Raw genomic sequence first — 25,834 nt, 5'->3', positions numbered from 1 at the left:
GCGATTATACCCAAGATTTACTTAATCTTTTGAAATCCGTGTGCTGTGCTTTTATATAATTTTGGCTCATATAAAACATCATTTCCTTTAACCTTTGTCTTAATCAATTCTGATTTATTGTCATCAAAAAGAGTATTAACTCCAATAAGTGAAGAGTAATTTACCCAATCATAAACAATATTTGACTCTAACGAGTCCATTATATCTTCAAGTTTTTCATCAGTTTCATCAATAGAATTAGCAAGTACAAAGCTAGTTCTATCTTCAACTTGAGTTAAAGATATTAAAAATGGATTAAAATTTAACTGTGTAGATAAAACAACTTCTGGTTCTTTTTCAAAAGCTCTAATTTGAGAAAGTATAATAGAAGTTTTAATAATAGAAGTATTAAGCATAATAGTTGATTTATTTAATCTATTATCATTAATAAGTCTTCTATAATCGTTATTACTATTTTCTACACTTTTTATAGTAATAAATTTTTTAATACTATTTTCGTAAATAGATTTTAACTTATTTCCTAAATAATTATTTTGGTAAAACATTATATTTTTACCATTTGATAAACTTTGAAGTAAAGATATCTGTTTTGAGTAAGATATACCACCATAAATAAAATTATCTTTTGTTACCTTAACTTCTTCTTTATTTAATAAAGGAAAATATATTCTTGAATCACTTGAGAAAGATAAATCTTCTATTTTATTATAGCCCTCATTTGTAAATAATGCAATAATATTTTTATATCCTGCATCTTTTATACTTTCCATGCCTTTTTTTATAGAAAATTCTGTTTCATTATTTGTATCAAATGTCTCAATTTTAAATTTTTCATTTTTAAATAATAAATATGCAGTAACTGTGTTAACAGTGTTATTAGCATACTTACCAACAACCTTAGATGGGTAAATAATTGCTAATTTAAAAACATCATCTAATTCACTGTCTTCAATAGTTTTAACTTCATTAATAATAATTTTATCTTGTGGAATTTTATCAAATTCAACTTCATTGTCTGACTTTTTTATTTCTATGTTTTCTTGTTTCTTATCTGTTTGTATTACTTTTTGTTTTTGAGTACAACCAAAAAATAAAAAAGCAATAGAAATTACAAGTACTATATGTTTCAATGTATCTCCAGTATAGATTTTATTTTTAGCATATCGTAATATGCTTCCTTTTTAAGTGAAGGATTTCTAAGTAAAATATTAGGTGAAAAAGTAGGTAAAACATTATAATATTTATAAGGTAAAATATTTCCTCTTAATTGTTCAAATAATGCATTATCATTTGTAAGGTATTTATAAACTTTTTCTCCAAAAGTAACAATTAACATTGGATTTACTATTTCAATTTGTTTATCTAAATAGACTCTACAATTATTTGCATGTGTTGCATTAAAAGAATCATTTGATTTACATTTTACAATATTTGTTATATAAACATCATCAATATCTAACATCAAAACATTTTGTATCATATTTTTAAGTATTTCACCACTTTTACCAACAAAAAACTGACCTAATTCATCTTCACTTGCACTAGGTTCATCTAAAATAAAAAGAATTTTTGCATCACTATTTCCTTGCCCAAAAAGTACATTTTTCCTACTTTTACATAAATCACACAAGTAACAATTTTCAACAATAGTTTTTAATTCAGTTAAGTTATTTGGCAAATTTGAATTATTAATTTCATTATTTCCAAATTCAACGTTATTATGATACTCATACCCAATTGACTTAAAAAAATTTAGTTGATATAAAATTCTATTTTTTACTGCTTTTGTCATATGAAATTTTACAAAAAACTAACTTTCACATTAATTTGTTCCATTAATTTATATAAATATTTTTTATATATTGACTATCGTTCCATTATTTTGTACAATAGTTTTTAAATAAAATACAGGATATATAATGTCTTCACCAAGTCTTAGAATATTAGAAAAAGATTTAGGAGTAAATAAAACAACTTTACATAACTGGAAGAAAACAAGACCTAAGCTTTATGCTTTTATTATTGAGTCATATAAAAGAAAAGAATTTTTAGATAAAAATTTAGAATTGATGATAAATCAAAAAGATTTTCTTCAAAAAGAGATAAATTCAATTAAAGATAATCTTTAATCAAAATATTTAATATTAAACGTAAATACCAGTATCAATAATAATTTTATTTCTACCTTCATGTTTTGCTTTATTTAAAAGTAAATCAGCTTGATTTATTGCTTCTTTATAAGAGTTATATTTATTTCTATATACAACTCCCGCACAAAATTTTATTTTTAATTTTATGTCTTTATGAACAAACTTATTAGTAGATACAATATTTCTAACTCTTTTTAAGTAACTAATTTCTTCGCCACCATATCTACATATTACATCTTCTTCTCTTGTTAGTTTTTTTAAGATTGTAGCAAAAGTTGTAAGAATAGTATCACCACACTCATGACCATAATTATCATTTATAGATTTAAAATGATCTATATCATAAAAAACTATTGCATATTTTGATTTAAAAATTTCATATTCATTTTCAATCTTATCAACTTCTGCTACAAAAGATCTTCTATTTGCAATACCAGTTAAAAAGTCAATATCTTTTTCTCTACTAACTTCATTTAAATCTTGTTCCAATTTATTTATTTGTTTTTGTAAATAAACACAATCTTTTTGGCCTTTAAAGAGTTCAGCTTGTGATTCATCTATTGTATTTTCTAACTTATGAATTGTATTTACAAGCTTGCTTTGAAGCATCGCTAAATCTCTTGCAGAGTGTTTAGATAATTCTAACTTCTCAAGTTCTGTCTTAATCATTGAAACTTCTTGTGATGTGTCATCACTTTGTAATAAACATTTATCAAAATATTTACCCATAAGACCAATTACTTTTTTTACATCTTTAGCTTTTTCTTGAACTACAACTTTATCCCTTGTAATTCTTTCATTTGTAAATTTTCTTAATCTATTAATAGTGCTATTTTTAACTAAACGTTCAGGATTATCTTCTAATTCAAGTTTTAGTTCAGATATCTTTTTTTCAATATTATAATCAATGGAAGGAGTAAGTAAAAAATCTAAATTATCAATAAACTTTTTTAAATCTTTATCATTTATACGTTTTAAAAGTAAAAAAGTTAATTCATAATAAGTAGTAACATCATTTTCTCTTATATATAGCTTTTCTTCATCACTTAAGTTTTTTAATAACTTATGAAACTTATTTAGCTCTTCAACATTAAAGTTTAATTCTTTTGCTTCTTTATAAAACTCTTTTGCATAATTTGAAGGTGTTGCGATTATTTCTTGTCTTGTTAAAGATTTGATAGTATTTTTAATTATAGTTTTTATATTTTCCATATTATTTCATCTTTTAATTATTTTAAAGTATTTTAACAAGATTCATCTAAAAGAAGTGAAAAAAAGAGACAAAATTATAAGTTATTGTCTCTTTTTATAAAAATTACTTATATCTGTGAGTAATTCTACCCTTATCAAGTGAATAAGGTGTAATTTCTACCTTTACCTTATCACCAGGTAAAATCTTTATGTAGTGCATTCTCATTTTTCCTGAGATATGACATAAAACTACATGTCCGTTGTCTAGCTCTACTCTAAACATTGCATTTGGTAAAGCCTCTACAACTTTACCATCAATCACAATTACATCATCTTTTGCCACTTTATTCTCCCTAGTTATCTACTACTGTACTTAAAATCTCAGCTTTGCCATTAATAACAGCTACCGTATGCTCATAATGACTTCCTCTTAATCCATCACTTGATACAACATCCCAATCATTTTCTAAAATAACAGGTTCTCTATCTTTATGACAAATCATAGGTTCTAAACAAAATACCATTCCATTTTTAATTTTTGGTCCAGATTTTGGACTTCCATTTTCTAAATAGTTTGGAATTTCAGGTTCATCATGAGGTTTTTTACCAATCCCATGTCCACAAAATCTTATAAGTGGTTGATACCCTCTTGCAACTATGAAATCTTCAATTGCTTTTGAAAGCTCTTTAAATCTCATACCTTCATGTATAATATCAATTGCGTAAAGTAAAGAGTCTTTTGCGCAAGCAATTAACTCTTCATCTTCTTTTGAGATTTTGCCAATTGGCATAGTAATAGCAGCATCTCCATACCAACCATCAAGTTCTGTTCCAATATCAAGGCCTAAAATATCGCCCTCTTTTAAAACAACATCTGATGGAATACCATGAATAATAACTTCATTAAGAGATGTACAAATAGCACCAGGGAAGCCATATAGTCCTTTGAAAGACGGTCTAGCTCCTAGATTCGTTAAAAATTTTTCACCCATAGCATCAACTTCTTTTAAAGTCATACCAGGCTTTACATTTTCATTTAAATAATTTAAAGTCTTCGCAACTATAACATTAGCATCACGAAGCTTTTGAATTTCGTTTGGTTTTCTTATTGCAATAGCCATGACTATAAACCTACCGCACTTAGTGTTTCATACTTATTAGTATATTGTTGTGCTTCAATTTTTCTCATTGTATCAATAGCAACTTGAACAACAATAAGAACAGCAACCCCACCAAAATAAAAAGGAACACCCATAGCTTTTACTAGTAGCCATGGAACAGTCGAAATCGCTGCAAGGTATAATGCACCCCAAAAAGTCAATCTTCCTGCAACCTCATTTAAGAAACTAGCAGTTGATGCTCCTGGTCTAACACCTGGAATAAATCCACCTTGTCTTTTTAAATTGTCTGAAATATCTTTTGCATTAAAAGTAATACTTGCATAGAAAAATGCGAAGAATACTACAAATAAAAACATAAAAATATTAAATGTATAGCTACTTGGATTTAAAAAATCCGCAACAGCCATTAAGTACTCATTTTGACTTCCTTGCAAAACAGTTGCAGGGAACATTAAAATTGCACTTGCAAAAATAGCTGGAATTACACCTGATAAGTTAACCTTAATAGGAATATAATTCATAACTCTTTTATTTTGATTTTGCATCATAACTTTTCTTGAATATGAAACAGGAACTCTTCTTTCACCAAGCTCTACATAAATAATAGCTCCAACTGTTGCTAAAACAATAACTAAAATAGCAATTACTGTTAAGAAATTCATTTGACCATTATTTACTAAATCAATAGTACCACCAATAGCACTTGGAATTGCAGAAACAATACCAGCAAAGATAATTAATGAAATACCATTACCAATACCTTTTTGTGTTATTTGTTCACCAATCCACATTAAAAGCATAGTTCCAGTTAACATTGATATAGATGACACTGCAATAAAAGTATCCATATCAATAGAAATTGCATTTTGTCCACTTTGTCCAGTTAAAGAGTTTAATCCCATTGATACACCAATTGATTGAATCAAAGTAATAACAATAGTTGTATATCTGATGATTTGCATATATTTTTGCATACCATCTCTCTCTTTTTTCATTTTACCAAGTGCTGGGAAAGTAGCTGCTAGAAGTTCCATAATAATAGAAGCTGTAATGTAAGGCATAATTCCTAGTGATATAATTGACAATCTTTCAACTGCATTACCACTAAACATATTTACAAGACCCAATGCATTATTTGCATTAGAATCGAAGAATTCTTTTACTACATCTATATTAACACCAGGTACTGGCACATATGCCAGTAACCTGTAAAGGAATATAAACCCTAAAGTAATAAGAATCTTATTTATAAGATCTTTACTCATGATTATTTTCCAGTTGTAGTAATGTTTTCGTCTTTGATTTTAGAAGCTAAATCTTTTGCAGCTGAACCGATTAATTTAACCTTCACAACAGATTTAGATAATTTATAAACTGATTTTATAGAATCTAAAGTAATCTCTTCTAACTGTGCAACTTGCTTAACTTTATCTACATTGATAGAGTAAGGCTTTTGCACTCTTGAGAAGAAACCGATTTTAGGAAGTCTTCTATGGATTGGTTGTTGACCACCCTCGAAACCTCTTTTATTCTTAAATCCAGATCTAGATTTTTGTCCTTTTTGACCTCTAGTAGAAGTCTTACCCATTCCTGAACCTTGACCTCTACCAACTCTTTTAACATTTTTTATGCTACCTTCAGCTGGTTGTAAATTACTTAATACCATCTAATTATCCTTTAATTCTAGCTAATGCTTCAACAGTAGCTTGTACAAGGTTATTTGGATTATTTGAACCTAAAGATTTTGCAACAATATCCTTAACCCCAGAAAGCTCAAGAACTGGTCTTGCAGCACCTCCAGCGATAAGTCCAGACCCCTCAGGAGCTGGTTTTAATAAAATCTTACTTGCATTATATTTATGTTCAATATCATGTGCAATTGTAGTTCCTTTAATAGAAACGCTTACTAATGATTTAAATGCATCATCTAAAGCTTTTTTAATTGCATCAGGAACTTCTTTAGCTTTACCAGTTCCATAACCTACTGTACCGTTTTTATCACCAACAACAACTAAAGCTGTAAATCTAAATCTTCTACCACCTTTTACAACTTTTGTTACTCTTCCGATTTTAACGATTGCTTCTTGAAAATCTTCTCTATTTACTGCTGCCATCATTAACCCTTATAGTTTAATTCCATTTTCTCTTAATGCGTCAGCAAATGCTGCAACCACACCATGATACAGGTATCCGTTTCTATCAAATACAACAGTATCAATATTCTTCGCTTTTAAACCTTCCGCTATAATAGCAGCAGTTTTTGAAGCGCTCTCTTTAGTTACACTTAACCCTAAAGTTTTAGAATTAGCTGCAGCTAAAGTGTTACCAGCTACATCATCAATTGCCTGTGCTGAAACATATTTATTAGATTTAGTTATTGTAACTCTTGGAACAGTTGCTGTACCAGAGATACTACCTCTAACTCTTTTTTTTCTTTTTATTCTTAAAGCATTCTTTTTTGCTATCTCTTTTGCTCTACTCATTTCTCACACCTTACTTAGCAGTTTTACCGGCTTTTCTAACGATAACCTCGTCAGTATATTTAACACCTTTACCTTTATATGGCTCTGGCTTTCTGAAACCTCTGATAATTGCAGCAGCTTGACCAACTTGTTGTTTGTCAGCTCCCTTAACATGGATTAAGTTTTTCTCAACTGTGATATCTAATCCTTCAGGAATATCATAGTTGATTGGGTGAGAATAACCTAATTGAAGTTCTAAAACTTTACCTTTAACAGCTGCTCTATAACCAACACCATTGATTTCTAAAGATTTAGCAAAACCTTTTTCTAATCCTAGTATTGCATTATTAATAAGTGCTCTATAAGTACCCCAGAATGCAGATGATTCTTTAGTATCATTTACTCTAGTTAAAACAACTTGATTATCAGCCACTTCAATTCCAACTCTACCGTGAGTCTCGATTGAAGAAACTTTACTTCCTTTTTTTACGCTTACAACTGTATTATCTACAGTTACTTCAATTCCGTTTGGTATTGAGATAGGTCTTTTTCCAATTCTAGACATTACACTCTCCTACCATACTGTACACAGTAGCTCACCACCAACTTTTGAAGCATAAGCTTCATCGTTAGCGATTATACCCTTGTTAGTTGTAACAATGATTGTACCGTATCCATTTTTAAAGTTTTTTAATTCTGAAAAAGATTTATAAACTCTTCTTCCTGGTTTTGAAACTCTTTTGATTTCATTAATTACTGATGTTTCATTGTCATCATATTTTAATGTAACTTGTACTGTTTTCTTATTATTTTCACCATCAATAACTTTGAAACTCTCAATATACTCTTTTTGTTGTAATACTTCTAAAATACCAACAACAGCATTTGAGTGTAGTAATGTTGCAACTTCTAATTTTCTAAGTGCAGCATTTCTTATTCTAGTTAAAGCATCTGCGATTATATCATTCATCATAGCTTAAATTCTCCTACCAACTAGATTTTCTAACACCAGGAAGTAATCCCTCGTTAGCCATTTTTCTTAAACAAATTCTACAAAGACCAAAATCTTTGTATACTGAATGTGGTCTTCCACAAACTGAACATCTTGTATATGCTCTTGAAGAGAACTTAGGAGTTCTCTTTGCTTTAGCAATCATAGACTTCTTTGCCATTACGCTCTTCCTTTAGTAAATGGAATTCCAACAAGCTCTAATAATCTAAATGCTTCTGCATCATTATCAGTACTTGTAGAAATTGAAATATTCATACCATGAGTTTTTATGATATCATCATAAACTACTTCTGGGAACATTAACTGTTCATCTAAACCGAAGTTGAAATTTCCTCTTCCGTCAAATCCATTTCTTTTAAGACCTCTAAAGTCTTTAACTCTTGGTAAAGCAACTGAACAAAGTTTATCCAAGAAAGTGTACATATTTTCACCTCTTAGTGTAACTTTTACACCTACTGGCATACCTTCTCTTACTTTAAATCCTGCTACTGATTTTTTAGCGATAACTTTAACTGCATGTTGACCAGCAATTAAAGAGATAGTATCTTGAATGTTTTGCATTAATTTACTATCTTTCATAGCTTCACCAGCACCAACAGAGATAACTACTTTTTCTAACTTAGCAGTTAACATCTTGTTTTTTGGAAATTCAGATTCTAAAACTGGCTTAATCTCATTTTTATATTTTTCGAATAATCTTGCTGCCATAATTAATTACCTTCTACTTTTGCTACATTAGAGATATCAATAGGCATCTCTTTGTTTACAAATCCACCATTAGGGTTTTTTTCTTGATCTGGTTTTACAGTTTTTTTAGCTACTTTGCAATCTTTTACAATTACTTTATTTTGCTTTGGTAACACTTTTAAAACTTCACCAGTTTTACCTTTGTCGTCACCTGTGATAATCTTAACTGTATCACCTTTTTTTATTTTTAATTTAATAGCCATAATTATAGTACCTCCGGAGCAAGTGAAACAATTTTCATGAAACCAGAGTATCTAACTTCTCTAGCTACTGGTCCAAAAATTCTTGTTCCAATTGGTTCTTTTTTACCATCAAGTATAACAGCAGCGTTGTCATCGAATCTAATTAAAGAACCATTTTCTCTTTGAACTTCTTTATGAGTTCTTACAATTACTGCTTTAACAACTTGACCTTTTTTTACTTTTCCTGTTGGAAGAGCTCTTTTTACAGAAGCAACGATAACATCACCAACTGTTGCATATCTTCTTTTAGACCCACCTAAAACTTTGATACACATGATCTCTTTTGCACCAGTATTATCAGCTACATTTAATCTAGAAAAACTTTGAATCATTATTTAACTCCTGTAGCTACAATTTTCTTTAATCTGAAAGATTTAGTTTTCGAGATCGGTCTACACTCAATTGCAACAACTGAGTCTCCAACATTCAATTCATTTTTTTCATCGTGAATTAAATATTTTTTAAATCTTTTCACAGTCTTGTGATATCTTGGGTGTAAAACATTTCTTGTAACTAATACAGAAGCTGTTTTATCTCCAGATCTTTTTACTACAACACCGTGAATCTCTCTTTTATGTATACTCATACCTTAGATCCTTAAGTTATTTAGTTGCAGTAATTGCTGTTTGAATTCTAGCGATATCTTTTTTTACCGCTCTTAATTCAGATGTATTTGTTAACTGCATCGTTTTTAGCTTAGCTTTTAATTCAAAAAGAAGCACCTTTTTCTCTTTTAATAACTCGTTTAACTCTGTTAAGCTTTTATCTTTAATATCAGTATAATTCATTTTCGCTATCTCTTGTTACAATTTTAGTCTTAAATGGTAATTTATGTTGAGCTAAAGTTAAAGCTTCTCTTGCTAACTCTTCACCAACACCTGCCATTTCAAAGCAAACTCTACCTGGTTTAATATTCATAACCCATTTATCAACAGCACCTTTACCTTTACCCATTCTTGTTTCTAATGGTTTAGCAGTAAGTGGCTTATCTGGGAAAACTTTAATCCATACTTTTGCCTGTCTTTTAACTTTTCTAGTCATAGCAATTCTGGCAGCTTCGATTTGTCTTGAATCGATTCTTCCATGTTCTAAAGCTTTAAGTCCGAAATCTCCGTATGCTAAAAAGTTACCTCTTTGAGCTTTACCTCTATTTCTTCCTTTCATTTGCTTTCTGTATTTAGTTCTTTTAGGCATTAACATAATTATTTACCTCTTCTTTTACTTGGTCTTCTTTTTGGTTTAGAAGTTTCAGCTTTTTCAGCAGGAATACCTTTAGCAAGTACCTCACCTTTGAAAATCCAAACTTTAATACCAATACAACCATAAGTTGTATGAGCTTCTGCAAAACCATAATCAATTCTAGCTCTTAAAGTATGTAAAGGAACTCTACCTTCTAAGTACCACTCAGTTCTAGCCATTTCAGCTCCACCAAGTCTACCAGAAACAGAAACTTTAATTCCTTTTGCACCAGATTTAAGTGCATTTTGCATAACTCTTTTCATAGCTCTTCTAAATGCAACTCTTCTTTCTAATTGTTGAGCAACATTTTCAGCAGATAACTGACCAGAAAGTTGTGGTTTTCTTTCTTCTTTGATATTAACAGCAATTTCTTTTCCAACTAATTTAGAAAGATTTGCTTTTAATTTTTCAACGTCTGCACCTTTTTTACCAATGATAATACCAGGTCTAGCAGCAACGATAGTAACTCTAACTTTTTTTGCAGTTCTTTCTACTATAGTTTGTGCAACACCAGCATAATATAACTCTTTTTTGATATATTTTCTGATTTTATCATCTTCTGCAACGTTTGCAGGTAATTTAGAAAATGAAGGAAACCATCTAGATTCCCAGTTTCTATTGATACCTAATCTTAAACCTATTGGATTAACTTTTTGACCCATTACTTATCTCCTTTTTCAGCAGCAGCTACTTCAATCATAATGTGTGCAGTTGGTTTATGCTTAGGTGAAGCAGAACCTCTTGCTCTTGGAGTAAATCTCTTAAGAACAGGACCTTTATCAACTCTAGCAGATGTAACAACTGCCTCTTCTGGTTCTAAACCTGCATTTGCAACAGCAGATGCAATAACTTTTGAAATAATTCCTGCAGCTTTATTAGGAGTAAACTCTAATGAAGCAATTGCATATTCAGCATTCATACCTTGAACTTCTCTAGCAATTAATCTTGCTTTGATTGGAGAAACTCTAATAAATTTTAATATTGCTTTAGCCATTCTTATCCTACCTTCTTCTGTACAGAACCTTTATGTCCCTTAAAAGTTCTTGTTGGTGCGAATTCACCTAACTTATAACCAACATGATTTTCAGTAATATTTACAGGAACAAAGTTTCTACCATTATGTACATTGAACGTTAATCCAATCATATCAGGTAAAACAGTTGATCTTCTTGACCATGTTTTAATAGGTTTTTTATCATTAGCTTCTGTAGCTTTGATAACTTTCTTAATTAGGTGCGCGTCTACAAATGGACCCTTTTTTATTGATCTTGCCATCTTAAACCCTTACTTCTTTCTTTTTGAAATGATTAATTTATCACTAGCTTTTTTCTTTCTAGTTTTATAACCTTTAGTTGGCATACCCCATGGAGTAACTGGATGTCTTCCTGAGTTAGTTTTACCTTCACCACCACCGTGTGGGTGATCAATAGGGTTCATTGCAGAACCTCTAGTTTGAGGTCTAATACCAAGGTGTCTAGTTCTACCAGCTTTACCTACTACCATATTAATGAAATCTTCATTTCCTACAATACCAACAGTTGCCATGCAAACACCAAGGATTTTTCTCATTTCACCAGATGGTAATCTTAAGATAACATATTTTCCTTCTCTACCCATAATTTGAGCATATCCACCAGCAGATCTAGCGATTTGTCCGCCTTTTCCAGGTTTTAACTCAATATTATGAACCATAGTACCAACTGGGATACTTACTAGTTTTAATGCATTTCCAGTAACGATATCTAGTCCAGATTCAGCAGCTTGTACTTTATCTCCAACTTTTAATCCAGATGGTTGTAAAATATATCTTTTATCTCCATCAGCATAAGTTACTAAACAAATTCTACAATTTCTATATGGATCGTATTCGATAGTAGAAATAGTACCTTCTACACCAAATTTGTTTCTTTTGAAATCAATAATTCTATATAACTTTTTAGCACCTGCTTCTTTGTGTCTTGAAGTGATTCTACCGTTATTATTTCTACCAGCACTAGCTTTTACTCTTTTTAATAAAGATCTAACTGTTGGTTTAGAAGTAATATCAGAAGTATCCATAACAGACATGAATCTTCTTGCAGGAGTTATTGGTCTAAATTTTTTTAATGCCATACTCTATACTCCTTATGCTGATAGGTTCGCTATTTCAGCGCCCTCTGGCAATGTTACGTAAAACTTTTTAAAGTCAGGTCTTTTACCAACTCTTCCTCTAAATCTTTTTACCTTACCACTTTGTCTTAATGAATTAACCTTTGAAGGTGTTACTCCAAAATACTCTTTAAAAACTTCTTTTAAACCAGACTTAGTCATTCTAGGACTAGTTTGAACAACGATTACACCGTCTTCTTGAAGCTCAATAGTTTTTTCTGTGTATAATATTGCTTTTATATCTGTAATATCTGCCATTTTTACGCCTCTTTTGTTAGTGCATCAAATACTGATTTTTCAATTAGTATTGAATGGTATGCAGAAATTAAATAAGCATTAACTTCTTGCTTTTCAATAACATAACAGTTTTTAATGTTTCTAAATGATAAATAAGTTTTCTCTTCAATTGAATTTACAACAATTAAAGTATCTCTTTTATTAATCTTATTTAAAACTGCCACTGCATCTTTAGTCTTTCCAGACTCAACCTTAACAGAATCAACTACAAATAAAGATTCTTGTTTAGCATGAGCATTTAAAGCATAAGATAATGCTAAAGCTTTTTGCTTTTTATTAACTTTTTGATTGTAGTTTCTTTTAGTAGGTCCAAAAATTTGTCCACCACCAACAAAAAGTGGAGATCTTTTAGAACCCCATCTAGCACCACCAGAACCTTTTTGAGCTTTTGGTTTTTTACCACCACCTCTTACTTCAGTTCTGTTTTTAACTCTAGCTGTATTAGCTCTTAATGATGAAAGATGTGATTTAACATATAAATATAAATTGTGAGAGTTAATCTCATCATATTTTGCTGGTAAATCTAATTCACCGTTATTTTCAAATTTTTCATTTAATTTTATTGCTTTACTCATTTAGCAACCTTTACTTTTCCTAATGCACCATTTGGTCCAGCAATTGAACCTTTTACAACTAAAATACCTGTTTCAACATCAAATGAAATAACTTCATTTTTTAAAGATACGTTTGTATTTCCGTAATGTCCTGGCATTTTTTTACCTGGTTGAACTCTACCTGGCCATTCAGCATTACCGATTGAACCAACAGCTCTGTGAAATCTTGAACCATGAGACTTAGGTCCCCCAGCAAAATTCCATCTTTTCATACCACCAGCAAATCCTCTACCTTTTGTTTTAAAAGTCGATTTTAAAACTTTAGCTTCAGATAATCCAGATACATCTAAGTCACCAGCTTCAGTGTTTGCTACAGTCATTGTTGCAAATCTGTTAAACTCTTTACTTATATTGTATTTTTTTTGTTGACCTTCAATAGCTTTATTAAGCTTTTTACCACTTGCAAAAGCTACTATTGCTTTACTGTTTTCAGCTATCTCACATACTTTTGTATCAAGAACTTTTAAAAGTGTAACAGGAACACTTGGAACTGAAACAGTTCTACTCATACCGATTTTTTCAACTATGAATTCCATTCTTTACCCTTTCTTTTTATTCTTGACCCATTGATCTAACTTCAACATCAACTTCTGGAGCTAAATCAAGTTTCATTAAAGAATCAACTGTATCAGGAGTAGCAGCAATAATATCAATAATTCTACTGTGTACTCTAATTTCAAATTGTTCTCTAGCATCTTTGTTAACGTGAGGTCCTTTAAGAACCGTATATTTTCTAATCTTCGTTGGAAGAGGAATTGGTCCTCTTAACTCAGCACCAGTTCTTTTAACAGCTTCAACAATAGAAGCAACACTTCTGTCTAAAACTCTATGATCATAAGCTTTAAGCTTTAATCTAATTTTTTCCATTTTTTTCCTTTAAAGAACTCGTTAGTTGCGTTTAAAAAACACCCTAACTATATTTTATGGACGCGGATTATAACTTTTTTTATATAAAATGTCAATGTTTATGGGGCTTCTATAAAAAATATTTTAATTTTATTTCCTTTTAGAAAGGAAGTAATGACTAATATAGTGATTTTTAAGCTTTTTTGGACTTATTTGTCTATTTTTACTATTTTCTTCCTTTTTAAAAGGATAAAAATATTTTTATGCTTTTATAAAGTTAAAATTATATAAACTTTTACATATAATAAGGAGTAATATGATTGAATATATTAATGAAATCTCAAAAGATGAAGACTATATAAGATACAACCATTTTCTAATAAGTGAAAATCTAAATGAACTTTTACACAAAGATTACTATTTATATAATACTAATGAATTTAACAAACCAGATTTAGTAGAAGAGCTATACAATAAAAACTTTGTAAATAAGTATGATAAGGTTCAAGATAAACAAATATTTGATTTATACATCAATAATGATAAGTTTAAAGAAAAAACACAATTTATCTATTCAATAATAAATAATAAAAAATTTGAAGAGTTTGCAAAAAACAATCCAAACATTGAAAACCCAAATGAATATACTATTACTTACAATATAGTTGATTCTGCTGGTGTTAAAGTTACTATGTATCAGCTAAGCCTTACAGAAATAGCTTTTGTATTTTAGATAATCTTTTTTGATTATCTAAATTATTTATAATTTAAATAACACTCCACAAACTCTACCAACAATATCAACTTCATCTATTTTGAACCAAATATCATTGTAAGCTTGGTTATTTGATTTTAAATATACTTTATCATTATATATATTAAGCTTTTTAATAAAAGTACCATCTGGAGTATTTATCACATATATATTAGTAGAGTCTATTTCTTTTTTACTTTTATCTAAAAAGATTAAACTTCCATCTTTTATATCTGGTTCCATACTTTCACCAAATGTTTTTATTACTTCTGTATATTTATAGCTACTATTTATATAATCTAGCAATTGTTTATCTATTATAAGTGGTTCAGTTTTTATATCATAGTTTATAGCTCCACCACCTGCTGAAGATATTACACTCTTTTGATATTTTAGTATTATATAATTTGATGTGGGTTCTATTAAACTCTCAGGAAGTTGATTAAAGAAAAACCAGTTAATAGAAATATTTCTTTTAGCTAAGAAGCTCATTATCTCATAGTATGGCACTTTATTATATTGTTTTTGTTTTCTAAAGGTATCATAGTTTATTTCAAGAGCTGTTGCAACATCTTTATCATATATCTTCTTATCTCCTAGTTCTTGAGATAAGATATCTTTTAATTTGTCTAATATGTTATTTATATTTATTTTTAATCTCCTAAAATTTCTTTCAATATTAAATACATAAGCTTAGTAAAATTATGGATATAAAAGTCTTTGCTATCTCCACCATACATTGCGAGGTCTTTACCTTTTCCTAAACTAGTATCCATTATAAGACCTACTCTTAATAATTTATCATAAATGTAAATATCTCTGTATGTTTTTGTTTCAAATTCTAGTTTTTCTTGTTTTATAATCGTATTATCTATATCAAGACCTTTTTTATTGAAAAGCTCGTCTAATAACTCATAAAACTTTATTAAATCTGTATCATTCATAATATTTATATTTGCGAGAAATGTACTTTCATGATAATCTAAATTTCCATTAGAAATAAGGTTCACATATAATTTTGCTAAGATTTTTGCATGCAAATCATAGGTAGAAGTTCTTGCTTTTTCAAATAATTCAAATAAAATATCTAACTTGTTTTCATTTATACTTAGATAAAAGTCTTTTATTTGTTTAGGAGAGAGTAACTCTTCTTGTTTTTCAAATCTTTTTATTCTTTTTGTAAATCTTGCATTTTGATATGAACCAATTGTATAAGCATAAATTTCACCCTTTGCTTTATAAAAAGTACGAGCTACAGCTTCCGCAAGAGGAACTGTTTCATCCTCTAACTCTTCAAATAATAATTTTTTATAAGGTTTATCCATTATAGGATAATAAACTTCTTTCATAATATCTCCAACTATTAAACTTGGAGTATTATATCAATAATTCATAATAAAAACCTCTTTAACACTTTTTTTCTTTTTATGCATATTAGCTCCAAGAGTGTAATCTATCTCTTTACTATTTATTATTTTAAAGTCTTTATACAACTCTCTTACTAAATTACAATCATTTTAAGATAATAAAAACTTACCTTTTTATTATTTGATTATCTAAATTACCCTTTTTTGTCTCAAGACTTCTAAGGTTACTTTTTTTCTTAAATCTAATCTTTTAAAATCTTCTATTAAAAGATTTGTTGCAAAAAACCAAACATCATTTTTTGTTTCTAAAAAGCCCACATACCATCCATGTTTATTTTTTACTGATGTAGCCCATCCAGTTTTTGAACTTAGTTTATATTTTCTGTTTTTTTCTTCAAACATAATATCTTTTACTATATTTATATATTTTTTATCTAGTGGTAGATTATTTAAGTACAATTTCTTTAAAAACTCTACTTGTTCAAATGCTGTGATTTTTATATCTCCATCAAGCCAAAAGCTACTTGAATCAATACCAACTTTTTTATTTCCATAATCAAAAAGTTTCAAATAGTTTTCATACTTTTGTATTGAGATTTGTTTTGCAAATTTTTGATAGCACCAAACACAAGAGTATTTAAAAGCACTCTTTAAAGTTTGGTCTTGATTCCATACATCTAAAAATCTCTTTTTTTTATCCCACTTTATTATTTGATTTTCATCTTTTAGTAGTTTTTCATTTAATATAATCAAACTATTTGGTATTTTGAAAGTTGAAGCTGGCAACAAAGGTTTTGTTGCCCTATTTAAATTATAAGCATAGTTTTTATTACTATTTAAAGATTGTATAACTATTGTGCCATCTACATTAAAAGAGTTAAATACTAATCTTATCTCAATATCTTCTGCTTTTAATAAACTACTAATAAATAGTAGTAGTACAAATAATCTTTTCATGTTTATCCTTTATTGATAAAATCCTGAAAAAAGTAATATTCCATCACTTTGAGCATTTGTTTTATCATTTGATACTAAATCACTTATTATTGAACCAACAGCTGGAGCAAAAGTCATACCTAACCAGCCTAATCCCATCGCGTATGTCAAATTCTTTATGTTTTCATCTCTTCCTATTAAAGGTATATCATTGGGAGTAAGAGGTCTAAAACCTGTCCAATTTACTTCACCCTTCATATCAAAAGCTCTATTATATTCAAAAAAATTACTTTTTATACTATCAATTTGTTTTTGTACCACAGCAGGGTCATTACTTCCTATTTCTAATTTTGAAGTAAGTCTTACACTATCTTTTCTTGGAGTCATAACTATAAACAAATCATTAAATAATGTAGAAGTTTTTGGTACAAACTCTTTTGGCATTTCAAAAGTAATACTATATCCCTTTGCAGGAGTCATCATCAAATCCTTTTTACATTGATTTGCAAGCAATGTTTGATAACCTGTAGACATAATAGTATGTTCAGGTCTATATTGATTTCCATTTGAAGTGATTATATATTTTATCTTGTCATTTCTAATATCTAACTGTTCTACTCTTTCATTTAGTATAAACTCTACTCCTTCTTGTTCTAAATGTTTTTTTAATTCACTCATAACTTTTCTTGAATCAAAATGTGCATTCTTTTTAAATAAAATTGCACCCTTTGCTTTATTTGTTATTGTTGGTACATACTCTTGTAATTCATCAAATTTTAAAACTTTAAATCTATCTTCATTTATATAATTATATTTTTTCAATTTCTCTTTGTAACTTTTCTCTTCTGTAAAAACAGACAACATTCCATCTCTATGATAATCAAAATCCAAATTATGCTCTTTTATCATTTGTTCATAAAACTGTAAAGATAGTTCTCCATACTTTTCAAAAAGCATCATTGTTTTTTTTGTTCTTTTTTCATTTGCACTAAGCATAAAATTTAGTAACCACTTGTATATCTTAGGACTTAATGTAGGATGAAAAATTGCTGGAGATTGACCTTTTAGCATAAGCTTTAAAGTATTTGTTATAACTCCTGGATAACTTAAGGGTGTTTTATCATAAGAAGATAATAAACCTGCATTTCCAAATGATGTTGAGTTTGTAATATCACCCTCGTCTATTATTGTTACTTTTCTTCCACTTTTTTGTAGAAAATAGGCACAATTTAGGCCAACAATACCTCCACCTATTATAACTACATCTCTTTTCATAAGAAATCCTTTATAGATTATATTCATATGTATATAATACTAAAAAATCATATATAATAAAAAAATTTTTAATCTACATTAAAAATTTAATCAATATTTCAATAGATTTGTTACAATAAACCTAGCTTTTGTTATAATAGAAAAAATCAAAGGAAAATATACATATGACACAAATAAAAGAAGATTTATTAGAAGTAGTTGAAACAACAATGATACCAGAAGTAGAAGCTTATATTGAAGACTTGCATAAACTAATTGAAAAAGGTGAGCAAACAGAAGATAATATGGATGAATCAAGAGAAATGGAGTCATTTCTTTTAGAATTACAAAATATTGTTCTTGCGATAAAAGAAGATAAGATGAATGATGAACAAGCAGAAGAAGTTTACGCTAAAATAGAGCAACTATTAGAAGAGAGTCAAGAAAATTTAGAAGAATAAAAAACTTTTATTCTTCTAAGAAATAACAAAAATCAGCAATATTATTTATTTGCGATTTAAAATGACTAATTATCGAAATAGTAATATTTTGATTTTTTAGCATTTCCTCTATTTTTTGGCTAAGTGATTCATTAAGTGAGGCAGTAGGTTCATCAAGCAATAAAAGTTTTGGCTTTAAGAGTAAAGCCCTTGCTAAAATCAATCTTTGTTGCTGTCCTCCTGATAAATTAAAAGCACTTTTATGTAAAATATCTTTTACCTCATCATATAAATAAACTTGTTTTAAAGCTTCTAATATTCTTTCATGTTTATTCTCTAATTTATGTGTTTTAGCAAAAAAATTCAAATTATCATATATACTCATAGGAAGTAAATCAGGGTGTTGGGATACATAAATTATCTCTTTTCTCAAATCTTGTGCTTGATTTTCATCTAATTTTAATAGATCAATATAGTTATCATTTTTTTTGTAAAGTATTTCTCCACTTAATTTATAGTCATCTTCATATCTAATCATAGAGTTAATACATAAAAATAGTGATGTTTTTCCTATACCACTTGGACCTTGAATAGCAGTAATTTTATTCTCTTTTATTTCTAAATTTAAATTTTCAAAAATAACTCTATTTGAAAATTCTAATTTTAGATTTTTAATAATAACCATCTTTTCTTTTAACCCCTTTTTGTATAAGTTTTGTAAGTAAAAATAAAACCAATGAAATAATCAAAAGAATAAGTGCAGCACTAAAAGCTTGATTTAATTCAGTTTGATCTGCATAGTTTGTTGATATATAATAAATATAAAAAGGCAATGCTTCATATTTAGAAAAAATACTGCTAGCAATTCCAACACTAGCAACTGCACCTGTTAACATAATAACAGCTGTATCTTCACAAGCTCTACCTAAAGCTAAAAAGATACCACTTAAAAGCTCTTTTGAACAATAAGGAATAAGTACTAAAAAAAGATTTTTAGTTTTAGATAAACCTAATTTCAATGACAATAATTTTATATGTTTTGGAATACTATCTAAAGCATATTGAGTATTTTTTACAATATAAGGCATAACTAATAGTGCTAAAGCCAAAGATGAAAGAAAAAGTGATGGTAAAAAATTAGTTAAAAACTCTTCATGCAAATATATACTTAATAGTAAAAAAAATAGCCCAATTAATATAGATGGAACAGATGAAAGAAGCTCAAAACAAAAATTAATATATTCTTTTGCTTTTTTATTTGCATATACACTTAAGTATATTCCACTAGCAAAACCAAAAATAAATGAAAAAGCCAAACTCAATATTATAAGCATAAGTGTTCCTACAATTGCAGGAAAAATACCATCAAATACTCTTTGTTTTAACAAAAGAGCATTTACTACATCTGTATCTTGAAAAATTAATTCTAAAGAGATAGAAGCAAGTCCTTTATATAAAACAAATCCCAAAAGTGTATAAACTAAAAATATAGCACCTAAAGTAAAAACATACAATATCAATTTATAAAGTTTATACTTCATATGTTTTACCTTTTATTTTTCTAATAATAAGTATTAGTATAAAATTAGAACTTAAAAGTAAAAATGCACATAAAAAAATTGCTTTAAAAGCCATTGATTCAAAATCATTTGCAAAAATCAATGCTATATGAGATGTTAAACTTCTAGTAGAATCAAATATAGATGTAGGAAAAGCCAATGCATTTCCTGCAAGCATCAAAACAATCATAGTATCACCCAAAGCTCTTGTAGTTGCTAATAAAACTCCTTGACTTAATTGTGTAATAGAATTTTTTATTACAAATTTAAAAAAAAACTCTTCTTTACTTATGGATAAATTCATACAACATTTCATGTATTTTTTTGATAAACTATTGAATATATTCAAAAAAATCAAACTCATAGTTGGAATAATAAGCAATGATAAAACAACACTAGCAACAATTATAGATAATGTTGAACTTGGTTTAAAATAACTAATAAAAGGAACAAAAATAAATAGTGCTGAAAAAGCATAAATTACAGTAGGAATTGTAGCCATCATCAAAACAGTTTTTTCTAAGAAAAATTTGATTAGTGACGAATTTGTAAGAAATATAATACTACAAATAGAAAATGAAAAAACAAAACCCAAAATCAATGCTAAAAAACTTATAATAAAAGAACCAAATAAAAAAGTCAAGATTCCATACTTATTATCTTGTACACTCCAAGTAAAAGAGAAAAAACTCTTCAATTCATCTAAACTAAATAAATCTATACATAAATAAAAAATTATAAAAAAAATGCAAAAAACCAAAAAACTACTTATAAGAGTTATTATAAGTAGCCCTTTAGAAAAAATATTATTCATTTATTGGAATAAAACCATATTTTGATACTATTTTTGCGCCCTCATTACTTCTTAAATAAGAGATATATGCACTTGCTAATTTTGATGGCTCACCACTACTTAATAAATATAAACCTCTTGCTACATTGTAACTGTCATTATTTATATTTTCAACTGTTGGTTTAACACCATTTATATTCAATAACTTTACACTATCATTTGCTACACCTAAAGAGATAATACCAATAGCATTTTTATCTTTTGAAATAGCTGTTTTCATAGCTGCATTTGATGATACAACTCTTGCTTTATTTGATATAGGTGATTTTTTTAAAGCTCTTTTCCAAAAAACTTTTCTTGTAGCACTAGACTCATCTCTTGTATATAAATTTATAGGTGCATTTGATAAACCTAACTCTTTAAAATTAGTTATTTTTCCACTAAAAATATCTTGTAATTGTTTTGTTGTTAAAGAATCAATATTTAACTTAGGATTAACAATAACACCTATTCCATCAATTGCAAAACGAAATAGTTTTAAATCTCCATTTTTAATCTCTTTTTGTGTTGGTTTTCTTCCTGAATTTGCAAGGTCAATGATTTTTGAACTAACTTGTTTTATACCAATCCCACTACCTCCACCTGCAATTGAAATAGTAATATCTGGATATTTTCTCATTATGTTTTTGATAGCTTCTTTTTCACATTTTATATGAGCTGTTCCACCAGCTATATTTAAAGTACCTTTTAAATTTTCAAATACTTTTAAATCTGATGCATTTAAAAAAGTTAAAGAGAGTGTGATTAATGTAAGTAGTAATTTTTTCAAAACTTACTCCTATAATTTTATAAAAATTATGAAGCATAAGTAGTTATTTATCTCTTATGTTCTGCTTAAACCTTAAGCTTTTTTTATGTTTTGAAATTATATTAAATTTCACATTAAATTATTATAATATCTAAACAAAATATTTTGTAGCGTTATTTTTCAGCCTGTTAAATATCTCATTAAAATCAGCAGGATAGACTCTTGTTTGCCCAATAACTGTGATAAAATTAGTATCACCTTTCCATCTAGGAAGCAAATGATAATGAACATGTTCAGCTATCCCAGCGCCAGCAGCATCACTTAGATTCATCCCAATATTAACCCCATGTGCATTCATCACATCTTTTAATAATTTAACACCTTGTTTTACTCTAAGGCTAATTCTTAACCAAACCTCATCATCTAAGTCTTCAATTTTATCTGTATGAGTATAAGGAATAACCATCATATGCCCAGGGGAATATGGATATTTATTCATCACAACATAGCATAATTCATCACTAAATACTACTTGTAATTTTTCATCTTCTAAGTTTTTCCCAATATGACAAAAAACACAACCTTTGATTTTGTCTTCTGTTACATATTCATGTCGCCAAGGGGCATATATCTTTTCCATCGTGATTTCCTCTCACAAAATAAAATTTTATATAAAGTTTGGTGCATCATTTGCAAAAAGTATCAAATCACCTGATTGTGTTTTTTGTGCTAATAACTCTTCAAGTTTTGATTTGTCTTTTAAAACAATAACCTTTTTTTCATCAATATTTTTACTTAATAAATGTGAATTTAGCTTTCCTGTGATTATTACTAAATCAAAATTTTCATTAATCTGTTTTGCTAATAATATATTTGCTTCATCAGTTGATTCTACAAGTCCTGGAGTTACTATTACTTTTCTACCTTCATATGTTGAGCAAATATTTACAGCCTCAAGCATTCCCTCAAGATTACCATTAAAACTATCATCAACTATTATTTTTCCACCAGCATGAATTAATTGAAGTCTATGTGGTACAGGTTGAAGTTTTTCAAATGCTACTTTTATCTCTTCTAAACTCATTCCAAGTTCAAGGGCTACATATATAGTAGCTGTTAGATTTATTGCATTAAAACTTCCAAGTAAAGGAGCATGAAAGTGCTCTTTTATTCCATTGATTTCAACATCAAACCATATGCCATCTAAATTACTCATTGTAATATTTAAATTATCTGGAAATTTAATAATTGATGGATGTTTTTTTAATGGTACGCTTTCATGTACAAAACCTTTTTTTAACCTTGGAGAGTGAAGTAATTCAGACTTAGTTTTAATAATATTTTCCAAAGTCTTAAAATACTCAATATGCTGTTCACCAACACTTCCTATTACACAATATTGTGGTTCTAAAAAATTTGCAATTTCTGCAATATCACCCTCTTGTCTAGCCCCAGCTTCTGCAATATAAACTTGTGTATTTGATGGTAAGTCTTTATTTACATCTAAAACTATCCCTGCAATTGTATTTACAGATCTTGGAGTTTTATATGTAACATATTTATTTCTTAACACTTGATATAAATAGTTTTTTATAGAAGTTTTACCATATGAAGCAGTAATCGCTACTATTTTCAAATTCTTCATAGCTTGAACTCTTTTTTTACCTTGATTTTTAAAAGATATAAAAAAGATTTTTTCTAAAACCATAGAGATAACATATGCCAAAATCAAAGGTATAAAAATAGCTGAGATATAGCATGATTGACTAACTAAACATAAAGCTTTAATGGCAAAAGTAACAAACAATAAAATTGCCAAAAATCTTTTTACTCTTGAAGTAAGAACAAGTGGTCTATCAAGTTTTTTATTCCAAAGATAAAATAAACCTGCATAAAATACATAAAAGAATATAGCAAAAGCTATATCATTTAATACATAAAAAATAACAATAGGAAAAACAAAATATGTAAAATGCCATTCTTGTTTATGATGCTTTAATATAACTCTTTCTAGCTTATAATTATACCACTGCAAATTAGTAATCATATACCAACCAAGTGCCATTATGAAAACTATTTCAGTAAATAAATTAAAGTATTCCATTCTTTATTTCCTTTGCTATATCTTCTGCATGAATACAGAAAAAAAAGTGATCTGCTTTGTATGATTTGAATTTTGATTTTTTAATTAACTGTGATAATTTCTTCCCTGACTCAAGTGAAGTTGCTTTATCTTCTTCTCCCCAAAAAATAAGTGCATTATTTGGAAAGTTTGAAAACTGTTTGCTAAAATCTTCATTTACTACATTTTTAAAAGTTTCATACATATTTTCACTCATTGAATCTACATCTTTACTTCTAAAAATTTTAGTTAGTTTTAAAAAACCCAATTTATTAAATATTTTGGCAAGAAAAATTTTTAGTTTTACATCTAAACTTTTTTTCTCAACTATACCAGCACTACTTAATAAAACAAGATTTTTTGGTTTTAATAAAGTTGCAACTTTTCCACCATATGAGTGTCCTACAATCGCAACTGGTTCTGATTTTATAGCATAAAGTAGTTTTTCAACTATTAAAGCATAATCATTTGTATGCAAAATATAACTATTTGATGTTTTTCCAAAACCTGGCATATCAATATAAATATGTCTAAAGTCTTCCAAGCAATGTTCAAAAGCATTTTTCATAATTTGCTTATTACTTCCCCAACCATGCAAGAAAACTATATCTTGTTTTGCATTTGCATTTACTATTTCATAAGATACATCAAACTCTTTTTCAAAAACTGCTATATTCTTAACTGCCAATTATTTCCCTTTACTTGCTTGAATCTTATTTACATACTCATAGTTTATTAAAATCTTTCTTGTTTTTGGCAATGATTTAGAAAGTTTTTTTATAACTTCATCAAAATTTGAGAAAAGATAGTTTGCCATACTTCCTGGAACTGGGTTTATTTCATTTAAATATACTTCATCATCTTTAACAAAAAAATCACACCTAATAAGTGCTCCCTCAAATTGTGTATTATAAATAGCTTTAAATTTTTCTTTTATTTTTTCTTCTAGCTCTTTTGATATATCAGCTTTTAAAGCAGTACTAGTTCTAGCAAAATCTAAATATTTTTTATCAAAATCCAAAAACTCTGCTTTTTGAGGCTCTTCAATAATAGAAAACTCAAACTCACCAGCTATTTTACAAGCTGCTAGGTTATACTCTTTTATTCCATTTACAAAAGGCTCTATTATTATCGCATCATCAAATTCAAAAGCCACATCAAGAGCATACTCTAACTCTTCTTTTGATTTTACAACTGATACACCAATAGAACTACCAAGTCTTACTGGCTTAATTATTACAGGGAAATCTTCAATTAAAATCTCATCATCTTTTGTAAAATATTTATAATCAATAGTTTTTACATTTACACTATGAGCATAACCTTTTGTTAAAAATTTATTAAAACTAACAGTACAAGCTTCTTTTCTTGGACCTATAAAATCAAGATTATTAAACTCTAAAAGTGAAGCAATTACACCATCTTCGCCATCACCACCATGCATCATATTTAAATAAACATCTGCTTCTAACTTTTTAGGTTTTGATAAAAATCCAGCTTGTGTAAAAAAACCATCTTTTTGCAATAAAAGTTTTTGGCATTTTTTATACTCACTAGAACTAAAAAGTTTAGATTTTATTGTATCTGTTGGAATATGATAAAAATCTCTATTTTCATCTAAAAATATATACTCTATTTGAACATTTATAACATCTTTCATGGCTATTGCAGATACAATAGAGATTTCATGTTCATAAGAAACCCCACCAAAAATAATCCCTAATTTCAATCT

At 28.2% G+C, this 25,834-nt stretch carries 42 protein-coding genes; 4 read left to right on the top strand and 38 right to left on the bottom strand.

The features are described 5' to 3' along the window. Positions 1-17 precede the first annotated feature (17 nt). Entirely contained in the window at positions 18-1,130 is a 1,113-nt protein-coding gene (locus AMRN_RS04745; RefSeq protein ID WP_099311755.1) for a hypothetical protein, read from the bottom strand. Then, the gene (locus AMRN_RS04740; RefSeq protein ID WP_099311753.1) at positions 1,127-1,792 is read right to left on the bottom strand and encodes a uracil-DNA glycosylase; all 666 of its coding nucleotides are present in this window, start codon (positions 1,790-1,792) and stop codon (positions 1,127-1,129) included. The genes AMRN_RS04745 and AMRN_RS04740 overlap by 4 nt, the downstream gene beginning before the upstream one ends. Before the next feature lie 127 nt (positions 1,793-1,919). Between AMRN_RS04740 and AMRN_RS04735 the strand changes: the two genes are divergently transcribed. Beyond that, positions 1,920-2,129 carry a hypothetical protein gene (locus AMRN_RS04735; protein WP_099311751.1) on the top strand — a complete coding sequence of 70 codons (210 nt, stop codon included), beginning with the start codon at positions 1,920-1,922 and terminating at the stop codon, positions 2,127-2,129. A 15-nt stretch (positions 2,130-2,144) separates the two neighbouring features. On the opposite strand, the gene AMRN_RS04730 is transcribed toward AMRN_RS04735, so the two are convergent. The 24 genes from AMRN_RS04730 to rpsJ form a co-directional block, all read right to left on the bottom strand. Next, positions 2,145-3,362, bottom strand: a complete 1,218-nt coding sequence (locus tag AMRN_RS04730) for a GGDEF domain-containing protein (protein ID WP_118897369.1) — start codon at positions 3,360-3,362, stop codon at positions 2,145-2,147. A 103-nt stretch (positions 3,363-3,465) separates the two neighbouring features. Further along, positions 3,466-3,684: a translation initiation factor IF-1 gene (gene infA, locus AMRN_RS04725; RefSeq protein WP_079577043.1), complete on the bottom strand. Its 219-nt coding sequence runs from the start codon at positions 3,682-3,684 to the stop codon at positions 3,466-3,468. 10 nt (positions 3,685-3,694) lie between these two features. Then, positions 3,695-4,462 carry a type I methionyl aminopeptidase gene (gene map, locus AMRN_RS04720; protein ID WP_079577044.1) on the bottom strand — a complete coding sequence of 256 codons (768 nt, stop codon included), beginning with the start codon at positions 4,460-4,462 and terminating at the stop codon, positions 3,695-3,697. A gap of 2 nt (positions 4,463-4,464) precedes the next feature. Then, complete coding sequence (gene secY, locus AMRN_RS04715; RefSeq protein ID WP_099311747.1) at positions 4,465-5,727, bottom strand: preprotein translocase subunit SecY; 1,263 nt, start codon at positions 5,725-5,727, stop codon at positions 4,465-4,467. Between the two features lie 2 nt (positions 5,728-5,729). After that, positions 5,730-6,128: a 50S ribosomal protein L15 gene (gene rplO, locus AMRN_RS04710; protein ID WP_099311745.1), complete on the bottom strand. Its 399-nt coding sequence runs from the start codon at positions 6,126-6,128 to the stop codon at positions 5,730-5,732. Between the two features lie 4 nt (positions 6,129-6,132). Continuing rightward, on the bottom strand, positions 6,133-6,576 hold the full coding sequence (rpsE, locus tag AMRN_RS04705) for a 30S ribosomal protein S5 (protein WP_099311743.1): 444 nt from the start codon (positions 6,574-6,576) through the stop codon (positions 6,133-6,135). 9 nt (positions 6,577-6,585) lie between these two features. After that, positions 6,586-6,945 carry a 50S ribosomal protein L18 gene (rplR, locus tag AMRN_RS04700; protein WP_079577048.1) on the bottom strand — a complete coding sequence of 120 codons (360 nt, stop codon included), beginning with the start codon at positions 6,943-6,945 and terminating at the stop codon, positions 6,586-6,588. Between the two features lie 10 nt (positions 6,946-6,955). Next, positions 6,956-7,489 (bottom strand): 50S ribosomal protein L6, encoded by a 534-nt coding sequence (gene rplF, locus AMRN_RS04695; protein ID WP_099311741.1) that lies wholly within the window; start codon positions 7,487-7,489, stop codon positions 6,956-6,958. 9 nt (positions 7,490-7,498) lie between these two features. Beyond that, on the bottom strand, positions 7,499-7,897 hold the full coding sequence (rpsH, locus tag AMRN_RS04690) for a 30S ribosomal protein S8 (RefSeq protein ID WP_099311739.1): 399 nt from the start codon (positions 7,895-7,897) through the stop codon (positions 7,499-7,501). A 13-nt stretch (positions 7,898-7,910) separates the two neighbouring features. Continuing rightward, on the bottom strand, positions 7,911-8,096 hold the full coding sequence (locus AMRN_RS04685; RefSeq protein WP_099311737.1) for a type Z 30S ribosomal protein S14: 186 nt from the start codon (positions 8,094-8,096) through the stop codon (positions 7,911-7,913). After that, positions 8,096-8,644, bottom strand: a complete 549-nt coding sequence (gene rplE / locus AMRN_RS04680) for a 50S ribosomal protein L5 (protein ID WP_079577052.1) — start codon at positions 8,642-8,644, stop codon at positions 8,096-8,098. Before rplE ends, AMRN_RS04685 begins: the two co-directional genes overlap by 1 nt. A 2-nt stretch (positions 8,645-8,646) precedes the next feature. Beyond that, entirely contained in the window at positions 8,647-8,886 is a 240-nt protein-coding gene (gene rplX, locus AMRN_RS04675; RefSeq protein ID WP_079577053.1) for a 50S ribosomal protein L24, read from the bottom strand. A 2-nt stretch (positions 8,887-8,888) separates the two neighbouring features. Continuing rightward, positions 8,889-9,257 (bottom strand): 50S ribosomal protein L14, encoded by a 369-nt coding sequence (gene rplN / locus AMRN_RS04670; protein WP_079577054.1) that lies wholly within the window; start codon positions 9,255-9,257, stop codon positions 8,889-8,891. Continuing rightward, positions 9,257-9,511, bottom strand: coding sequence for a 30S ribosomal protein S17 (gene rpsQ, locus AMRN_RS04665; protein WP_099311735.1), 255 nt, complete (start codon positions 9,509-9,511; stop codon positions 9,257-9,259). The genes rplN and rpsQ overlap by 1 nt, the downstream gene beginning before the upstream one ends. Before the next feature lie 16 nt (positions 9,512-9,527). After that, complete coding sequence (gene rpmC, locus AMRN_RS04660) at positions 9,528-9,713, bottom strand: 50S ribosomal protein L29 (protein WP_099311733.1); 186 nt, start codon at positions 9,711-9,713, stop codon at positions 9,528-9,530. Next, positions 9,700-10,125, bottom strand: a complete 426-nt coding sequence (rplP, locus tag AMRN_RS04655) for a 50S ribosomal protein L16 (RefSeq protein WP_079577057.1) — start codon at positions 10,123-10,125, stop codon at positions 9,700-9,702. The genes rpmC and rplP overlap by 14 nt, the downstream gene beginning before the upstream one ends. 2 nt (positions 10,126-10,127) lie before the next feature. Continuing rightward, a complete protein-coding gene (gene rpsC / locus AMRN_RS04650; protein WP_099311731.1) occupies positions 10,128-10,826 on the bottom strand; it encodes a 30S ribosomal protein S3 in 699 nt (232 codons plus the stop codon). After that, entirely contained in the window at positions 10,826-11,158 is a 333-nt protein-coding gene (gene rplV, locus AMRN_RS04645; protein ID WP_099311729.1) for a 50S ribosomal protein L22, read from the bottom strand. The genes rpsC and rplV overlap by 1 nt, the downstream gene beginning before the upstream one ends. Before the next feature lie 2 nt (positions 11,159-11,160). Then, positions 11,161-11,439, bottom strand: coding sequence for a 30S ribosomal protein S19 (gene rpsS / locus AMRN_RS04640; RefSeq protein ID WP_099311727.1), 279 nt, complete (start codon positions 11,437-11,439; stop codon positions 11,161-11,163). A 9-nt stretch (positions 11,440-11,448) separates the two neighbouring features. Next, a complete protein-coding gene (gene rplB / locus AMRN_RS04635; protein ID WP_099311721.1) occupies positions 11,449-12,276 on the bottom strand; it encodes a 50S ribosomal protein L2 in 828 nt (275 codons plus the stop codon). A 12-nt stretch (positions 12,277-12,288) separates the two neighbouring features. Continuing rightward, entirely contained in the window at positions 12,289-12,570 is a 282-nt protein-coding gene (locus AMRN_RS04630) for a 50S ribosomal protein L23 (RefSeq protein ID WP_079577062.1), read from the bottom strand. A gap of 2 nt (positions 12,571-12,572) precedes the next feature. Continuing rightward, positions 12,573-13,184: a 50S ribosomal protein L4 gene (gene rplD / locus AMRN_RS04625; protein WP_099311720.1), complete on the bottom strand. Its 612-nt coding sequence runs from the start codon at positions 13,182-13,184 to the stop codon at positions 12,573-12,575. Further along, positions 13,181-13,759, bottom strand: a complete 579-nt coding sequence (rplC, locus tag AMRN_RS04620; protein ID WP_099311719.1) for a 50S ribosomal protein L3 — start codon at positions 13,757-13,759, stop codon at positions 13,181-13,183. The genes rplD and rplC overlap by 4 nt, the downstream gene beginning before the upstream one ends. Before the next feature lie 16 nt (positions 13,760-13,775). Next, complete coding sequence (rpsJ, locus tag AMRN_RS04615; protein WP_079577065.1) at positions 13,776-14,090, bottom strand: 30S ribosomal protein S10; 315 nt, start codon at positions 14,088-14,090, stop codon at positions 13,776-13,778. Between the two features lie 295 nt (positions 14,091-14,385). On the opposite strand from rpsJ, the gene AMRN_RS04610 reads away from it, so the two are divergent. Then, a complete protein-coding gene (locus tag AMRN_RS04610; protein WP_099311718.1) occupies positions 14,386-14,802 on the top strand; it encodes a hypothetical protein in 417 nt (138 codons plus the stop codon). 27 nt (positions 14,803-14,829) lie between these two features. On the opposite strand, the gene AMRN_RS04605 is transcribed toward AMRN_RS04610, so the two are convergent. The 4 genes from AMRN_RS04605 to AMRN_RS04590 form a co-directional block, all read right to left on the bottom strand. Continuing rightward, positions 14,830-15,315 carry a S24 family peptidase gene (locus AMRN_RS04605; protein ID WP_228150844.1) on the bottom strand — a complete coding sequence of 162 codons (486 nt, stop codon included), beginning with the start codon at positions 15,313-15,315 and terminating at the stop codon, positions 14,830-14,832. 161 nt (positions 15,316-15,476) lie between these two features. Continuing rightward, positions 15,477-16,172: a hypothetical protein gene (locus AMRN_RS04600; protein WP_099311716.1), complete on the bottom strand. Its 696-nt coding sequence runs from the start codon at positions 16,170-16,172 to the stop codon at positions 15,477-15,479. Positions 16,173-16,379: 207 nt separating this feature from the next. Next, a complete protein-coding gene (gene blaOXA, locus AMRN_RS04595) occupies positions 16,380-17,153 on the bottom strand; it encodes a class D beta-lactamase (protein WP_409454894.1) in 774 nt (257 codons plus the stop codon). A 3-nt stretch (positions 17,154-17,156) separates the two neighbouring features. Beyond that, the gene (locus tag AMRN_RS04590; protein WP_099311714.1) at positions 17,157-18,401 is read right to left on the bottom strand and encodes an NAD(P)/FAD-dependent oxidoreductase; all 1,245 of its coding nucleotides are present in this window, start codon (positions 18,399-18,401) and stop codon (positions 17,157-17,159) included. 164 nt (positions 18,402-18,565) lie between these two features. On the opposite strand from AMRN_RS04590, the gene AMRN_RS04585 reads away from it, so the two are divergent. Then, the gene (locus AMRN_RS04585; RefSeq protein ID WP_079577069.1) at positions 18,566-18,841 is read left to right on the top strand and encodes a hypothetical protein; all 276 of its coding nucleotides are present in this window, start codon (positions 18,566-18,568) and stop codon (positions 18,839-18,841) included. Positions 18,842-18,848: 7 nt separating this feature from the next. Here the strand turns inward: AMRN_RS04585 and AMRN_RS04580 are convergent, their stop codons facing one another. Genes AMRN_RS04580 through AMRN_RS04570 form a run of 3 tightly spaced genes read right to left on the bottom strand, consistent with a single transcriptional unit; the run spans position 18,849 to position 20,884 of the window. Then, positions 18,849-19,505: an ATP-binding cassette domain-containing protein gene (locus tag AMRN_RS04580; RefSeq protein WP_099311712.1), complete on the bottom strand. Its 657-nt coding sequence runs from the start codon at positions 19,503-19,505 to the stop codon at positions 18,849-18,851. Further along, on the bottom strand, positions 19,492-20,361 hold the full coding sequence (locus tag AMRN_RS04575; RefSeq protein ID WP_099311710.1) for an ABC transporter permease subunit: 870 nt from the start codon (positions 20,359-20,361) through the stop codon (positions 19,492-19,494). Before AMRN_RS04575 ends, AMRN_RS04580 begins: the two co-directional genes overlap by 14 nt. Then, positions 20,351-20,884, bottom strand: coding sequence for an ABC transporter permease subunit (locus AMRN_RS04570; RefSeq protein ID WP_165772919.1), 534 nt, complete (start codon positions 20,882-20,884; stop codon positions 20,351-20,353). The genes AMRN_RS04575 and AMRN_RS04570 overlap by 11 nt, the downstream gene beginning before the upstream one ends. Before the next feature lie 25 nt (positions 20,885-20,909). On the opposite strand from AMRN_RS04570, the gene AMRN_RS14260 reads away from it, so the two are divergent. After that, complete coding sequence (locus AMRN_RS14260) at positions 20,910-21,110, top strand: hypothetical protein (RefSeq protein WP_228199142.1); 201 nt, start codon at positions 20,910-20,912, stop codon at positions 21,108-21,110. Positions 21,111-21,185: 75 nt separating this feature from the next. Here AMRN_RS14260 and AMRN_RS04565 read toward each other — a convergent pair whose 3' ends face one another. From AMRN_RS04565 to AMRN_RS04545, 5 genes are all read right to left on the bottom strand, one after another. Further along, complete coding sequence (locus AMRN_RS04565; RefSeq protein ID WP_099311706.1) at positions 21,186-22,001, bottom strand: phosphate ABC transporter substrate-binding protein; 816 nt, start codon at positions 21,999-22,001, stop codon at positions 21,186-21,188. A 130-nt stretch (positions 22,002-22,131) separates the two neighbouring features. Next, positions 22,132-22,620, bottom strand: a complete 489-nt coding sequence (locus tag AMRN_RS04560; protein WP_099311704.1) for an HIT family protein — start codon at positions 22,618-22,620, stop codon at positions 22,132-22,134. Between the two features lie 27 nt (positions 22,621-22,647). Further along, entirely contained in the window at positions 22,648-24,084 is a 1,437-nt protein-coding gene (locus AMRN_RS04555) for a Mur ligase family protein (RefSeq protein ID WP_099311702.1), read from the bottom strand. Next, positions 24,071-24,790 carry an alpha/beta fold hydrolase gene (locus AMRN_RS04550; protein ID WP_099311700.1) on the bottom strand — a complete coding sequence of 240 codons (720 nt, stop codon included), beginning with the start codon at positions 24,788-24,790 and terminating at the stop codon, positions 24,071-24,073. The genes AMRN_RS04555 and AMRN_RS04550 overlap by 14 nt, the downstream gene beginning before the upstream one ends. Next, positions 24,791-25,831, bottom strand: coding sequence for a D-alanine--D-alanine ligase (locus AMRN_RS04545; RefSeq protein WP_099311698.1), 1,041 nt, complete (start codon positions 25,829-25,831; stop codon positions 24,791-24,793). It abuts the gene before it with no gap. Between the last annotated feature and the right edge of the window lie 3 nt (positions 25,832-25,834).

The sequence above is a fragment of the Malaciobacter marinus genome, assembly GCF_003544855.1.
GTDB lineage: Bacteria > Campylobacterota > Campylobacteria > Campylobacterales > Arcobacteraceae > Malaciobacter > Malaciobacter marinus.
The sequence above is the reverse complement of the archived record's forward strand: the minus strand, read 5'-3'. Positions and strand labels throughout refer to the sequence as shown.